15 protein-coding genes are annotated in these 14600 nt (G+C 66.2%); 13 read left to right on the top strand and 2 right to left on the bottom strand.

The window, feature by feature from the left end; translation table 11 throughout:
- Nucleotides 1–17: 17 nt before the first annotated feature.
- The gene (locus FEF15_RS14855) at nucleotides 18–1955 is read left to right on the top strand and encodes an aconitate hydratase (protein WP_163559952.1); all 1938 of its coding nucleotides are present in this window, start codon (nucleotides 18–20) and stop codon (nucleotides 1953–1955) included.
- 239 nt (nucleotides 1956–2194) lie between these two features.
- Here the strand turns inward: FEF15_RS14855 and FEF15_RS14850 are convergent, their stop codons facing one another.
- Nucleotides 2195–3484, bottom strand: a complete 1290-nt coding sequence (locus FEF15_RS14850; protein ID WP_163559951.1) for a cation:proton antiporter — start codon at nucleotides 3482–3484, stop codon at nucleotides 2195–2197.
- An 877-nt stretch (nucleotides 3485–4361) separates the two neighbouring features.
- On the opposite strand from FEF15_RS14850, the gene FEF15_RS14845 reads away from it, so the two are divergent.
- The 7 genes from FEF15_RS14845 (at nucleotide 4362) to FEF15_RS14815 (ending at nucleotide 9530) form a co-directional block, all read left to right on the top strand.
- A complete protein-coding gene (locus tag FEF15_RS14845; RefSeq protein ID WP_163559950.1) occupies nucleotides 4362–5432 on the top strand; it encodes an ABC transporter substrate-binding protein in 1071 nt (356 codons plus the stop codon).
- Nucleotides 5429–6211, top strand: coding sequence for an ABC transporter ATP-binding protein (locus FEF15_RS14840; protein ID WP_205598551.1), 783 nt, complete (start codon nucleotides 5429–5431; stop codon nucleotides 6209–6211). The genes FEF15_RS14845 and FEF15_RS14840 overlap by 4 nt, the downstream gene beginning before the upstream one ends.
- On the top strand, nucleotides 6208–6969 hold the full coding sequence (locus tag FEF15_RS14835; RefSeq protein ID WP_205598550.1) for an ABC transporter permease: 762 nt from the start codon (nucleotides 6208–6210) through the stop codon (nucleotides 6967–6969). Before FEF15_RS14840 ends, FEF15_RS14835 begins: the two co-directional genes overlap by 4 nt.
- The gene (locus FEF15_RS14830; protein WP_163559949.1) at nucleotides 6969–7361 is read left to right on the top strand and encodes an iron-sulfur cluster assembly scaffold protein; all 393 of its coding nucleotides are present in this window, start codon (nucleotides 6969–6971) and stop codon (nucleotides 7359–7361) included. The genes FEF15_RS14835 and FEF15_RS14830 overlap by 1 nt, the downstream gene beginning before the upstream one ends.
- Nucleotides 7358–7696, top strand: coding sequence for a SaoD/DsrE family protein (locus FEF15_RS14825; RefSeq protein ID WP_163559948.1), 339 nt, complete (start codon nucleotides 7358–7360; stop codon nucleotides 7694–7696). The genes FEF15_RS14830 and FEF15_RS14825 overlap by 4 nt, the downstream gene beginning before the upstream one ends.
- 69 nt (nucleotides 7697–7765) lie before the next feature.
- A complete protein-coding gene (locus tag FEF15_RS14820) occupies nucleotides 7766–8653 on the top strand; it encodes an NAD(P)-dependent oxidoreductase (protein WP_163559947.1) in 888 nt (295 codons plus the stop codon).
- 130 nt (nucleotides 8654–8783) lie between these two features.
- A complete protein-coding gene (locus tag FEF15_RS14815; protein ID WP_163559946.1) occupies nucleotides 8784–9530 on the top strand; it encodes a DUF72 domain-containing protein in 747 nt (248 codons plus the stop codon).
- Between the two features lie 38 nt (nucleotides 9531–9568).
- Here FEF15_RS14815 and FEF15_RS14810 read toward each other — a convergent pair whose 3' ends face one another.
- A complete protein-coding gene (locus tag FEF15_RS14810; RefSeq protein ID WP_163559945.1) occupies nucleotides 9569–9886 on the bottom strand; it encodes a cupin domain-containing protein in 318 nt (105 codons plus the stop codon).
- Nucleotides 9887–10189: 303 nt separating this feature from the next.
- Here FEF15_RS14810 and FEF15_RS14805 point away from each other — a divergent pair, with 303 nt between their 5' ends.
- The 5 genes from FEF15_RS14805 to FEF15_RS14785 all read left to right on the top strand — a co-directional run bounded on the left by FEF15_RS14805 (nucleotide 10190) and on the right by FEF15_RS14785 (nucleotide 14542).
- Nucleotides 10190–11035, top strand: a complete 846-nt coding sequence (locus tag FEF15_RS14805; protein WP_163559944.1) for a MoxR family ATPase — start codon at nucleotides 10190–10192, stop codon at nucleotides 11033–11035.
- Between the two features lie 5 nt (nucleotides 11036–11040).
- Nucleotides 11041–12219, top strand: a complete 1179-nt coding sequence (locus FEF15_RS14800) for a VWA domain-containing protein (RefSeq protein ID WP_163559943.1) — start codon at nucleotides 11041–11043, stop codon at nucleotides 12217–12219.
- 107 nt (nucleotides 12220–12326) lie between these two features.
- The gene (locus FEF15_RS14795) at nucleotides 12327–12974 is read left to right on the top strand and encodes an adenylate/guanylate cyclase domain-containing protein (protein ID WP_163559942.1); all 648 of its coding nucleotides are present in this window, start codon (nucleotides 12327–12329) and stop codon (nucleotides 12972–12974) included.
- The gene (locus tag FEF15_RS14790) at nucleotides 12971–13735 is read left to right on the top strand and encodes a DUF3307 domain-containing protein (RefSeq protein WP_163559941.1); all 765 of its coding nucleotides are present in this window, start codon (nucleotides 12971–12973) and stop codon (nucleotides 13733–13735) included. Before FEF15_RS14795 ends, FEF15_RS14790 begins: the two co-directional genes overlap by 4 nt.
- A gap of 198 nt (nucleotides 13736–13933) precedes the next feature.
- Nucleotides 13934–14542 carry a GNAT family N-acetyltransferase gene (locus FEF15_RS14785; RefSeq protein ID WP_163559940.1) on the top strand — a complete coding sequence of 203 codons (609 nt, stop codon included), beginning with the start codon at nucleotides 13934–13936 and terminating at the stop codon, nucleotides 14540–14542.
- Nucleotides 14543–14600 lie beyond the last annotated feature (58 nt).

The raw sequence follows: 14600 nt of genomic DNA, 5'->3' as shown, positions 1-14600 counted from the left end.
TCCGACGGGGAGCCGCCATGGCACGCCTCAACGTGACCCGCAAGCTGATCGACGCCCACCTGGTCGCCGGGCACATGGAGCCGGGCGAGGAGATCGCCCTGGCCATCGACCAGACGCTGACCCAGGACGCCACCGGCACCCTGGTGATGCAGGAGTTCGAGGCCATGCAGATCGACCACGTGCGCACCGAGCTCTCGGCGCAGTACGTCGACCACAATCTCTTCCAGGAAGACTTCAAGAACCCCGACGACCACCTATTCCTGCAGAGCGCCTGCCGCAAGTACGGCGTCTGGTTCAGCCCGGCCGGCAACGGCGTCAGCCACCCGGTGCACCAGGAGCGTTTCGGCATTCCCGGCAAGACCCTGGTTGGCTCCGACAGCCACACCCCCGCCGCCGGGGCGCTGGGCATGTTCGCCACCGGCGCCGGTGGCCTCGAGGTAGCCCTGGCCATGGCCGGCCAGCCGCTCTACCTCAAGATGCCGGCGGTGGTCGGCGTCGAGCTCACCGGCGAGCTGCCCGACTGGGTGAGCGCCAAGGACGTGGTGCTGGAGATGCTACGCCGCTTCGGCGTCAAGGGGGGCAAGAACAAGGTATTCGAATACTACGGCCCCGGGCTCGAGACTCTCTCCGCCATGGACCGCCACGTGATCGCCAACATGGGCACCGAGATGGGTGCGACGACCACGGTGTTCCCCGCCGATGCCGAGGTGAAGCGCTTTCTCGAGCGCCAGGAGCGCGGTGACGACTGGCGCGAGCTCATCGCCGACGCCGGCGCCGACTACGACGAGCACGTGAGCCTCGATCTGTCGACGCTCGAGCCGCTGATCGCCCTGCCGAGCAGCCCCGGCAACGTCAAGCCGGTGCGCGAGGTGGCCGGCGAGGCGATCTACCAGGCCTATGTGGGCTCCTCGGCCAACCCCGGCTTTCGCGACTTCGCCGTGCCGGCGTTGATGGTCGAGGGCCGCCAAGTGACACCCGGGGTGTCGTTCGACATCAACCCCACTTCGCGCCAGATACTGGAGAATCTCACCAACGAGAGCTACCTATCGCGACTGATCCGCGCCGGGGCGAGGCTCCACCAGGCGGGCTGCAACGGCTGTATCGGCATGGGCCAGGCGCCGGCCACCGGCCGCAACAGCCTGCGCACCGTGCCGCGCAACTTCCCCGGCCGCTCCGGCACTCCCGAGGACCGGGTCTTCCTGTGCAGCCCGGAAACCGCCACCGCCGCGGCGCTCACCGGCCGGATCACCGACCCGCGCGACCTGGATATGGCCTGCCCGCGCTTTCAGGAACCCGAGCGGCTTGCCATCAACCGCGAGATGCTCCTCGCCCCGGCCGGCGACAGCGGCCTGGTCGAGCTGGTCAAGGGCCCCAACGTGAAGTCGCTGCCCGAGTTCGAGCCCATCCCGGCGGCGTTTGCCGGCCCGGTGCTGCTCAAGCTGGGCGACGATGTCTCCACCGACGAGATCATGCCCGCCGGCGCCGAGGTGCTGCCGCTGCGCAGCAACATCCCCGCCATCGCCGAACACGTCTTCCGCGCCATCGACCGTGACTTCAGCCAGCGCGCCCACGCGCTGGACGGCGACGGCTTCTTCATCATTGCCGGCCACAACTACGGCCAGGGCTCGAGCCGCGAACACGCCGCCATCGCCCCGCGCTACCTGGGGCTGCGTGCGGTCTGTGCCCTCTCCTACGCGCGCATCCACTGGCAGAACCTGGCCAACTTCGGCGTCGTGCCGCTCACCTTCGAGGACCCCAACGATCTCGACACCATCGAAGCGGACGACGAACTGGCACTGGACGATGTCGTCGCCGCTCTCGACCGGGGCGAGACGGTCCAGCTCCACAACCGCACCAAGGACCGGCGCTATACGATGCGCCACGCCCTCTCGCCCCGCCAGGTCGACATGATCCGCCACGGCAGCCTGATCAACCTGGTGCGCCAGGAGGCATAGCCGCTAGCCGCGCTCCATCACGGCGCTAGCGAAACCGCCAGGCACCCATACTGACCCTTGGGGAGGCACCGGTTCCCGGCGGCCCCAATGCAACCTCTTGCGAATGCCACGACCTGATCGCCGACCTAGCCCATGCCATGGGCGGGGGTGACGACGAGACACAGGCCGGTTGAATCGGTTGGTGGGGTGAGGTTAGCTGCCTGACAGTCAGCCAGTGTAAGGACATGAGGTTAGAGTTATTACCGAGGTTTCCGCGAAGGCCAATAACGAGCGATAGTGGGCTTTACGCTGACCCCGTGAACCAGAATCGACAAAGCAACCACCACCAGGACCAAGTGTATCAATTCCAGCGCGACTTCCTCTGGCAGCCCGTGTTGGATGGCGTACATCAGATAGTACAGTGAGCCAATACCGCGAACGCCAAACCAGCCCATGAGGTGGCGCATGCGCATGGGCGACCTGCTGCCAAGCACGCCAAGATGCACACTGACGGGGCGGGCGACAAAAAACAGAAATGCCGCGAAACCCACGGCTCGCCAACTCCAGGAATCCCAGAAGAGCGAGCCACCGATCAGTAAAACCAACACGATTTCTGCTAACCGTTCGAGGTGCTCGTTGAATACTAGAGAGCTTTCGCTCACGTGCACGTGCGCTATGGCTTGCGGCTCACCTTCCAGGGGTGTCTCGACAGGTACCGCGTAACCTTGCTTGAGGCCGGCCAATTTCAATTCGGTATGACGCAGAGCTACCGCTGCACTAAAAACGGCCAAAAAGCCCCAGGCATCCACTAACAGACTGATTCCATAGGCGAACGCAATCAGCCCCAAGCCGAGAAAGCTTTCCAGAAAGGCAGTGCCCACAAAGCTAGTGCGTGTCTTGTTCACCAGCCAACCGACACCAACGCCCGCCAAGATACCAATACCGATACCCGCACCGCTTGCCCAGAACACATCCACTGCCAGCCACCGCCAACCGGCATCGCCAAGATCGTGCAGACCCAGCAAACCGAGACCGAGCATCACGAACGGGAAGGCACTGCCATCGTTCATTCCGGCCTCGCAGGTCAATGAAAAACGTAGTTCGTCAGGATCATCAGCGTGACGAACCTGAACCTCCGTCGCCAGTACAGGGTCGGTCGGTGCGACCACGGCACCGAGCAACACGGCAGCCCCAAGGGGCAAAGCGAGCCAATAGTAGCCGAACAGCGCCACTAATCCGACGGTAATCGCCATCGAGACCACCGCCAGTTGTAGGGGATTTCGCCATCGCTTCAGGGTCACTGGCGCTGGCATTTTTACGCCGGCGCAATACAAGGAAATGAGCACGGCGATCTCGGTCAGGAGCTCCAATAAGGCCGACTCTTCTAGCGGATTAAAATGAAACAGCTCAAAGCCCATGGGCCCCACGATGCACCCGATAAGCAGATAGACAATGGCAGAAGTGGCAGGCACGCTTTTGAGATAGGAGAAAGTAAAGCCCACTACCAACAGCAGCGAACCGATCAAGATAAACCAAGTAGCGGTTGTCATAGATGACTCGTCAAGTATGTTGTCATTCGCCTAGCCGAACGCGACCCGAGTCAAGTCTTCAGCGTGCCCATTTGAGCTGGAACTCTATCTCATCATCATCATCTGAGCGCGCGGGACACCCTTTTCCACGTCCCGCTCTGCCTTGGACCCCATAGCTGCTCACCCTCGATAACCAGGCTCGATCCAGTCTAGCAGGCAAGTCTCCCCTTCCCCCCGACGGCGGAAGGCGGTCCCGAGGCCCCCGAAGTGAGCAAACATCGCGTGGAAGAACGTCGACAGCAATCTCTATCTGAACTCCAACAGGTGGACCCAGTGGCGCTGGGAAGCCAATATTCCAGCCAACATCGAGCGGTGCTGCTCAAGCTGGGTGATGCTTCCGACCAAGGTCGCATTGCCTTGTCTTCGGCGCTGCACGAGGGTGAATGGCGTCGACAAGGCATAAGAAACGCATAAAAAAGGTCCCCCGAAGGGGACCAGTAGGAGCACGCCAGCTCACTCAGTAGATCGCCTGTTGCCTCGGGCGTCAGGCGATGAAGTCACCGGAATCCGCAGTGAATGCCTTCAATGGCAGGGTCGGCTTGCGGTGACCGTCTGCCCTATATAATGCGCATATTGTGCCACCTCAGAAAAACCCATTCAAAAACAAGAATCTATAAATACAACTCGTACCCAGCCTCGCTTGGACGGCCCTCAGCCCGCCCCCTGCTGCACCAGCATAGCCGTTTTTCATGCCGCAGTGCATCATGGCGATGCATGTCCGCACCTCTTCCGCCGTTCATCGCGAGCCGCTATATCGCTAATGCGGTTTATTCTTTGTGGTTCGCTCCACTCTTTTCATAGAGTCATAAGCACAAGCCCGATTTTCGGGAGGTCCGTCATGTCAGATTGCTGCCACGACCTGCAACCTCAGGAGCACGGCGAGCTGGACATTCTGCACGTCAGCCGCGATTTCAACCGCCGTTCGGTGCTCAAGGGCATGGCCGGCGCTGCCGGTCTGGCGGCTCTGGGCGCCCCCTTGTCGGCCTTCGGGCAGGAGCTCCAGCACATCCGGCTGGCCTTCTGCAGCCAGCTGCTGTGCGTGGTGCCCTACGAGGCCACGCGCGCCGCAGGCTTCTTTGCCGAAGAGGGCTTCGACGTGGAACTGGTCTACACCCGGGGCGGCAGCGCGGCCCTGCAGGCGCTCAACGGCGGCGCCGTGGAGTACGCTGCCACTTCCTTCGATGCCGCCCTCAACGCCTTCGCCAGCGGCGCCGACATCGTGCGTTTCGCGACCACCGGGCGCCTGCCGCTGTTCGCCCTGGCCACCAGCGTGGAAGGAGCCGAGACGATCACCGAGGTCGGCGATCTCGAGGGCAAGACCATCGGCGTCTCGGCACTCGGCAATGCCGACCATGCCTTCGCGAGGTACCTGCTCGAGCGTGCCGGCGTGGACCTCGACAGTGTCGACTTCGCCACTGTCGGCACCAACCTCTACGACGCCCTGCGCCTCGGCCAGCTCGACGCCGGCATGGTGCAGGAGCCGGCACTGTCGCTTCTCCAGGAGCGCGGCGCCCGGGTGCTGGTCAACGGCATGGACATCGAGGACGCCAACGAATACCTCGGCGGTGCCTACGAGTTCATGGGTGTGGCCGTGCGCCGCGAGGAGTTCGACGAGCGCCGCGAGGAGATGCAGCGCCTGGCCCGTGCCCTTGGCAAGGGGCTTCGCTACGTCCAGGAAGCCGAACCCGAGGCGCTGGTCGAGGCGCTGCCGCGCGAGATCATCACCGGCGGTGACCGCGAGATCGTCGCCGAGAGCCTGGCGCGCTACCGGGCCTCGCTCTATCCCCGTGAGGTGGAGCTCAACCTGGAGGCCATGCAGCGGGTGATCGACGTGCAGAAGGCCGCCGGCGGCCGCGGGGGCAGTGTCGAACTCGAGCAGATCGCCAGGCCGGACCTACTCACCTCATGATGCTGGACCTCCGCAACCTGCAGATGAGCTACGGTGACGAGCCGGTGCTCGAAAACGTGGATCTCAGCGTAGCGCCCGGCGAGTTCGTCAGCCTCATCGGCCCCTCGGGGTGCGGCAAGAGCACCCTGCTGCGCGCGGTGATGGGCCTGCAAAAGCCCAGCGCCGGTGACGTGTACCGGGGCCTGACGCTTCGCGAGATCGGTCTGCTGTTCCAGGACGACGCCCTGCTGCCGTGGCGCACCGCACGCGACAACGTGGCACTCGGCCTGCGCATCCGCGGCTTCACCAAGGCCGAGGCGCGGCGCACCGCCATGCAGTGGCTCGAGTCGGTAGGGCTCGGCCAGTTCGGCGACCGCTATCCCCGTGAGCTCTCCGGCGGGCAGCGCAAGCGGGTGGCCATCGCCCAGGTGCTGGCCCTGCGCCCCAAGCTGTTGCTGATGGACGAGCCCTTCGCCTCGCTCGACGCCATCGTGCGCCACTACCTCACCGAGGACCTGCTGGGCTGGGTGGAAGAGGAGCATCTCACGGTGCTCATGGTCACCCACGACCTGGAGGAGGCGGTGGCCGTCTCCGACCGGGTGGTGCTGCTCGGCAACGGCCCGCGTGCCCACGTCAAGGGGCGCTGGGAGATCGACCTGCCGCGACCGCGCGACCTCTTGCGCGTCAAGGAAGCGCATCAGTTCGCGGTGACCACGCGGGCGCTGTGGGATGCGCTCTCCGAGGAGGTACGCACCCCCACCGCGCGACAGCGACCGGAGAGGGAGGTAGCGACACCATGAAGCAAGCGACGCTCTGGCTGCAGCTGCGCCGCGCCACGGCCCTGGCCGTGGTCCTGCTGCTCTGGGAGGGAATCAGCGCCCTGGGCTGGGTCGACCCCTTCTACGCCCCGCCGCCCTCGGCAATCGGCGGCGCCATCGCCGAACTCTTCGTCGAGGGCGATATCTACGGCCACCTCGAGGCGACCTTCGGCGCCGCCCTGCTCGGCCTCTTCCTGGGCCTGATCGGTGGCGCCCTGCTCGGTTTCATCGCCGCCCTGCTGCGTCCGGTGGCGGAGCTGCTCGAGCCGGTAATGGCCATGCTCAATGCCATCCCTCGGGTGATCCTCGCCCCGCTGTTCATCATCTGGCTGGGCATCGGCATCGCCTCGAAGGTGGCGCTCTCCTTCATCCTAGTGGTGGTGCTCACCTTCTTCGCTGTCTACAACGGCATTCGCGACGTGGACACGCGGCTCGTGGAGCGCGTGAAAACCCTCGGCGGCGGCTCCTGGACGCTGCTGCGCGAGGTCTACGTGCCTTCGGTGGTGGCCTGGGTGATGGGCAGCCTCAAGGTAGCCGTGGGTTTCGCCTTCACCGGCGCCGTGGTGGGCGAATTCGTCGCTTCCAGCCGCGGCCTGGGCTACCTGCTGGCCTTCGCCCAGAGCACCTACAACGCCGCCCTCACCTTCGCGCTGATCGTGCTGGTGCTGGTGTTCGTGATGATTCTCTTCGGCCTGGCCGGTGCCCTGGAGCGCTACCTGCTGCGCTGGAAGTACCGCTGATGGGCTACTGCCGCGACGCACCGCGCTCCCTGCGCCTACCTGAGTGCCTGGAGCGTGGCCTGCGCACGCGGCGCGCCCCGCCGCTGCCGCACCTCGGCGAGTGGGTCGAAACACCCCAGGGGCTGCGCGCCCGTTTCAGCCTGGCGATCCGCGACGACACCCTGGTCGATGTCCGCTTCGAGGCCACGGCCTGCGCCACCCTCGTGGCCTACTGCCAGGCCCTGGCCGACCACGAGACAGGCCGGCCACTTGACGCCACGCCGAGCCTGGACGCCGACGCCCTGGCGGCACGACTCGAGGGCGTACCGCCCGCGCGACAGGACCGCGCCATCCTCGCCGTGGCCGCCCTACGCGCGGCCCTACTGATGACGACCAAGGAGCCTTCCCCATGAAAGTCGCCTACCTCTTCGCCACCCAGCGCCACAACGTCTCCTACGTGCTCGCCAAGATGATCCTGCCCCAACTCGAGGAGGGCCGCCACGGCGTCGAGGTGGTCGGCATGTTCTTCTTCGAGGACAACAACTACGTACTGGTGAACGGCAACCCCATCGGCGAGCGCCTGCGCGCCGTCGCCGAGCAGAGCGGCATGCTGCTGATGGGCTGCGACCAGTGCTGCTACGAACGCGAAATCGCCGACCAGCTGATGCCCGGCGTACCCATCGGCTGCTTTCCCGACCTCTACGCCGCGCTCGGCGGCAACATGCCGGATCAGGTGATTACGTTGTAGCGAGGTGACTTGCTGGAAAACCCTTCCATCGCGCATGCTGAGGTTTTCCACAGCTGCTGGAGACTTGCCATGACTTCCCCTCGCCTCGGCTTCATCGGTATCGGCCTGATGGGTGATCCCATGACGCGCTGCCTGCTTTCCGCCAATTGCGACGTGACCGTGTGGAATCGCTCGCCCGGCAAGGCCGAGGCGCTGCGCGAGGCGGGGGCCAAGGTGGCGGGTTCCATCGGCGAACTGGTGGAAGGCGTCGACGTGGTGATGCTGTGCCTCGCCAATACCGCCGCGGTGGAGTCGGTGGTGTTCGGCGAGGACGGCGTGGCCCAGCACGGCCGCGCCGAGCAGCGACTGATCGACTTCTCCAGCAGCGATCCGGCCGCCACCCGCGACTTCGCCGAGTGGCTGGCCAGCGAATCCGGCATGCGCTGGGTGGACTGCCCCGTCTCCGGCGGCGTGGCTGGGGCCGAGAGCGGCACGCTGGTGATGATGGCCGGCGGCGAGACGGAGGACATCGACGCCATCCGCCCCCTGGTCGAGCCGATCTCTGCCCGGCTGACGCACATGGGCCCGGTTGGCAGCGGCCAGGTGACCAAGGTGTGCAACCAGATGATCGTCGGCTGCCAGGCAGCGGTGATCGCCGAGATGGTGGCACTCGCCGAGGTCAGCGGCGTGGACGCCGGCCGGCTCACCGAGGCACTCTCCGGCGGCCATGCCGACTCCAAGCCTTTCCAGATCCTCGTGCCGCGAATGGCGGCGAGCGACTTCGAGAAGCCCCCCTGGCACCTGCGCACCCTGCTCAAGGACCTCGACATGGCGGTGGCGCAGAGCCAGCGGGCCGGCAACGCCACGCCCATGAGCGGTCTGGCCGCCCAGCTGATGCGTGCCCACGCCAGCCACGGCCACGCCGAGCACGACCCGGCCACCCTGGTGGAGACCTATCGCCCGGGGGACGGCGACTGAGCCCCACGGCCGGCCCCCACTGGCAACACCGCGGTATCGGGTCCATCCTGAGCCTGCGCTCCGCGTCAGGAGCAGCGTTCGCCACGGGCAGTCTGACACGGTCTGTCTGACACGGGCATCGGGAGGCCGCATGAGCCGGGCGGGACAAGTGAACATCGGGACGTCGGGCTACCAGTACGAGCACTGGCGGGGCGTCCTCTACCCGCACGACCTGCCCCGCGAACGCTGGCTCGGCCACTACGCCGAGCACTTCGCTACGGTGGAGATCAACAACACCTTCTACCAACTGCCCGAGGCCGCCACCTTCCGTGCCTGGCGCGACGCCGTTCCCGAGGGGTTCCGCTTCGCCGTCAAGTTCAGCCGTTACGGCAGCCACATCAAGAAGCTCAAGGCACCCCAGGACACCATTGGCCACTTCCTGGACGCGGCCGGGCTGCTCGGCGACAAGCTAGGCCCGATCCTGGTGCAGCTGCCGGGCCGCTGGCGGGCCAACGCCGAACGCCTGGACGCCTTCCTGGAGGTCGCGCCGGCCGAGCAGCGCTGGGCCCTGGAATTCCGCGACCCTTCCTGGCTCTGCGACGCCGTCTACGGGGTGTTGGAAGCCCACGGCGCCGCTCTGTGCTGGTACGACATGCTCCCCGACCACCCCCGGCGGCTCACCGCCGACTGGGCTTACCTGCGCCATCACGGCGAACACTACCAGGGCCGATACTCGCCCCAGTACCTTAGCGCCCAGGCCCGGCGCCTCGGGGACCTGGCCGAGGGCGGAAACGACGTCTACGCCTACTTCAACAACGACGAGGCCGGTCATGCCGTCGAGAACGCTCGTCAACTGCAACGTTTCCTCGCCCGTCGCGGGCCAGACTTGCTGACGTGACGTTCGCAACCGCTTCCCCCTCCGTCTCGCGGAGGCCTTCACGCGGTATAGTGCACCGCCAGCCAGACGGTCGCCTGCTGCGGGGCCGTCCACTTGACGCGATGCCGGCAGTGCGCCGGGATGGTGAGGTAATCGCCCGGCGCGAGCGCCACGTCATCGCCCTGCTCGAAGGCGAGCACCGCCCGCCCCTGCAGCACCACCACCCACTCGTGCTGCGGCTGGTCGTACCAACCCTGCTCCGGCGAGGCGTGGCCGTGCGAGACGATGCGCTCGACCCGCACGTCCTGGCCGCCCACCAGCTCATCGAACTGCTCCGCCGCCTGGGAGAGAGGAATCGACGCGAAGAGGTTTTGCACCACAGCTTTCTCCTGCCGGCCATCAAGTCGACATCAAGACTCTCCGTGGCTAGTGTATCTGTCCACTTGCCGCCGGGCCGAATTTGTCCCCACCCCCGCCCTTCCGTACACTCGTTTGACTGCAAACGTTTTTTGACCCTGGGAAACGCTGATCAAATTGGCGAGCGGAATAAAGCGCAAGGCGCACGCAGCGCAGACACCGGAGCCTATGCGGTACTAGGTGAGGATGTCGAGCAGCGCGCAACGCAGCGATTTGCCCGCGCAGACATTTGTGCAGTGTTTCCCCAGCCGAGGCACGACCCCATGGCATTTGACTCCACTTCCACCTACGTGGCCACCGAGGCCTTGAAGCAGGCGGTGAACGCCGCCGTGACCCTCGAGCGGCCGCTGCTGATCAAGGGCGAGCCGGGCACCGGCAAGACATTGCTCGCCGAGGAACTGGCCAGCTCACTGGGCACACGGCTGCTCACCTGGCACATCAAGTCCTCCACCAAGGCCGCCCAGGGTCTCTACGAGTACGACGCAGTGAGCCGCCTGCGCGATTCCCAGCTCGGCATCGAGGGCGTGGAGAACGTCGCCAACTACATCAAGCCCGGCAAGCTGTGGGAGGCTTTCACCGCCGACGAGCGGGTGGTGCTGCTGATCGACGAAATCGACAAGGCGGACATCGAATTCCCCAACGACCTGCTCCAGGAGCTGGATCGCATGGAATTCCACGTCTACGAGACCGGCGAGACCATTCGCGCCCGCCACCGCCCGATCATCGTCATCACCTCCAACAACGAGAAGGAGCTGCCCGACGCCTTCCTGCGCCGCTGCTTTTTCCACTACATCGAGTTCCCCGATCGCGAGACCATGCAGGCCATCGTCGACGTGCACTTCCCCGACATCGCGCCCAAGCTGGTCGGTGAGGCGCTGGAGGTGTTCTTCGAGCTGCGCCAGGCGCCGGGCCTCAAGAAGAAGCCCTCCACCTCGGAGCTGGTCGACTGGCTGAAGCTGTTGATGGCCGACGACCTGGCCCGCGAGGCGCTCTACCAGCGCGACCCGGTGAAGGCGATTCCGCCGCTGGCCGGCGCCCTGATCAAGAACGAGCAGGACACCGCCCTGCTCGAGCGGCTGGCGTTCATGCTGCGTCGGCAAGGCAGGTAACCACGATGTTCATCGGCCTGTTCGAGACCCTGAAGCGCGCCGGGGTGCCGGTGTCGCTGCGCGAGCTGCTCGACCTCCACGCGGTGGTCGAGCGCGGCGTAGTATTCGCCGACATGGAGGCCTTCTACCAGATCGCACGCACTGTGATGGTCAAGGACGAGCGCCACTTCGACCGCTTCGATCGCGCCTTCGCCGCCTGGTTCGAGGGGCTTTCGAACCTCGACGCCGCCATCGAGGCGCTGATCCCCGACGACTGGCTGCGTCGCGAGTTCGAGAAACAGCTCAGCGACGAGGAAAAGGCCCGAATCGAGTCGCTGGGCGGGCTCGAAAAGCTGATCGAGACCTTCAAGCAGCGCCTCGAGGAGCAGAAGGAGCGCCACGCCGGCGGCAACAAGTGGATCGGCACCGGCGGCACCAGCCCCTTCGGCGCCTACGGCTACAACCCCGAGGGCATCCGCATCGGCCAGGACGGCTCTCGGCACCGCCGCGCGGTGAAGGTGTGGGACGAGCGACGCTTCCGCGACTACGACGATTCGCTCGAACTGGGCACGCGCAACATCAAGATGGCGCTGCGCCGGCTGCGCAAGTTCGCCCGCCAAGGCGCGGCGGAGGAGTTCGACGTCGACGCCACCATCCGCGAGACGGCCCGCGACGCCGGGCTGCTCAACGTGCAGATGTGCCCCGAGCGTCACAACGCCGTGAAGGTGCTGCTGTTGCTCGACGTGGGCGGCTCCATGGACGACCACATCCGCACCTGCGAAGAGCTCTTCTCCGCAGCGCGAGCGGAATTCAAGCACCTGGAGCCCTACTACTTCCACAACTGCCTCTACGAGGGGGTGTGGCGCGACAACTCCCGTCGCCATCATGAGCGCATCCCGACGATGGACGTGCTGCACACCTATGGGTCCGACTACCAGGTGGTGATCGTCGGCGACGCCGCCATGTCGCCATACGAGATCACCCACCCCGGCGGCAGCGTCGAGCACTTCAACGACGAGGCCGGCGCGGTGTGGCTGAAGCGCCTCGTCGACAAGTTCCCCCGCCTGGCGTGGCTCAACCCCATGCCGCCGCGCGCCTGGGAGTTCACCCACTCCACCCAGTTGATCCGCCAGTTGATTGACGACCGCATGTATCCGATGACGCTGGAAGGCCTCGAAAGGGCCATGATCGAGCTCGCCAAATAGCCGTGACAGGGAATATTTTAACTTTATAGCCGTTAAAGGCTATTGACTGGCGATATAGCCTACAATGGCTATACTTAAGGTAACCGCCAGTGGAGCCTGTGTTCGCCATGCCCCAGCGAATCGCCGTACTCACGGGCGATGTAATCGATTCCCGCCAGGTGCGGGACCGCACTCGCCTCTACCGCCTGCTGGACGACACCCTGGCGGCGCTGGCCGCCCGCCACGGCGGCCGCGCCGAGCGCTTCCGTGGCGATGCCTTCCAACTCGCCCTGCCCGATCCCCGCCCGGCCATGGCGGTGGCCATTGCCCTGCGCGCAGCGCTGATCGAGCACTCCGAAGCCGAGCAGCGCTGGGACGCGCGCCTCGCCGTGGCGGTAGGCGCATCGCACTGGCACGGCGAGCGACGCCTAACCAACGCCGACGACGCCCCCTTCGTGCACTCCGGCCAGGGGCTGGATACGCTGGCCGAGGGGCCGGCGCGGCTGTCGCTGGCGCTGCTCGACGAAAGCGACGACGGCTGCCTGGCCCTGCTGGTGCGCTACCTCGACGACCTGGTGGCGAGCTGGTCGCCCTACTCGGCGGAGGTGGTGCGGCTGAGCCTGGAAGAAGCCCGCTCGCAGCAGGCGCTGGCCGAGCAGCTCGGCATCCGCCAACCCAGCGTGCACAAGCGCCTGCGCGTGGCGCGCTGGCCGCTGCTCGCCGACACCCTCGCCTACCTGGGCGAACGCCTGGCCAATGGAGAGGATCACCCATGACCACCGCCGAGCTTTCCGTGCTGCTGGGGCTGCTGCTCGCCCACCTTGTCGGCGACTTCCTGCTGCAGCCGCTCGCCTGGGTCGAGGATCGCCAGCGCCGACTGCATCGCTCGCGCCATCTCGTCCATCACGTGCTGGTGCATGGCGCCCTGACTTTCTCGGTGCTCGCCATTGCCGGTCTGGCCATGGCCGGCACGCCGGGCCTGCTCGCCGCGCTGGCCGGCGCAGCGGCGGTGGTCATCAGTCACTGGTTGATCGACCTGGGCAAGGCACACCTGCCCGCCGGCCGGCTGCGCTGGTTCCTGCTCGACCAGGCACTGCACTGGCTGATGCTGGCGGGGGTATGGCTTGCCTGGCTTGGCAGCACCCGGCCACTCGCCGAGGCCGTTGGCTGGCTCGTCTCCCCCGAGGTGCTGGGAGTGGCGGCGGCCTACCTGCTGGTGACCCGCCCCGCCGCCTTTGCCATCGCGCTGGCCATGCGGCGCTGGAGCGAACAGCTCGCCGCACCGGGCACCCTGGCCCAGGCGGGAGCGCGTATCGGTATGCTGGAGCGCGCCCTGGTGCTGACCCTGGCGCTGCTCGACCAGCTCGCCGCGGTGGGCTTTCTGCTCGTCGCCAAGTCGGTGCTGCGCTTCGGCGACCTGCGCGAGGCACAGGACCGCAAGCTCACCGAGTACGTGCTGCTGGGCACCCTGCTCAGCGTCACCAGCGCGCTGCTGCTGGGGCTGGCGCTGCGGAAATTGCTGGCGTTGTCCGGTTAGCGCCCCGAGAGTCGGGAGGCTGGTCAGGCACGCCTGCTGCCACCTGCCCCAAACCGACCCAGGCATAGGCAAGGGCGTCATGGCGTTACGCCTCGCCAGGGGTAACAGCGAAGCAGCATTGCCGCCGGGAGTCCCGATCGGCAAAATCGGGAGCCGTTTCCCCATCCATTCCGCGTTTACCCGCTCACGGAGGCACGCATGGCCGAGATCCAGCTGACGACCTGCCAGGGCGAGGCCATTGGCCCGCACCTGGACGACCTGGCACGCCTGCGCATTCGCGTCTTCCGCGACTTCCCCTATCTCTACGACGGCGACTTCGACTACGAGGCGAGTTACCTGCGTCGCTACGCCGAGTGCCCCGACAGCCTCTTCGTGCTCGCCTTCGACGGCGACACCCTGGTCGGTGCCGCCACCGGCATGCCGCTCACCGACGACGTCGAAGAGTTCCGCGCCCCCTTCGAGCAGGCGGACTACGACATCGCCCAGATCTTCTACTACGGCGAGTCGGTGCTCTTGCCGGCCTACCGCGGCCGGGGCATCGGCAAGGCCTTCATGGCCGAAAGAGAGAAACATGCAGCGCGGCAAGGCTTCGCCATCGTCGCCTTCTGCGCCGTGGAGCGCCCCGACGACCATCCGCTCAGGCCCGCCGGCTACGAGCCGCTGCACGGCTTCTGGCGCGCCCAGGGCTACGAGCGCCAGCCCGATCTGACCACCACCTTCCGCTGGAAGGACGTCGATCAGGCCGAGGAGACCGACAAGCCCATGGTGTTCTGGGTGAATGCTCCCGCGCATCATGCTGCGCATTGATGCGGGGCTTCCCGCTCTCGCTGCCAGAGCGTTGAGAGCGTGACCGGCATTCTCGGTT

This window comes from Halomonas sp. NO4, assembly GCF_010994375.1.
Classification (GTDB): domain Bacteria; phylum Pseudomonadota; class Gammaproteobacteria; order Pseudomonadales; family Halomonadaceae; genus Halomonas.
The sequence above is the reverse complement of the archived record's forward strand: the minus strand, read 5'-3'. Positions and strand labels throughout refer to the sequence as shown.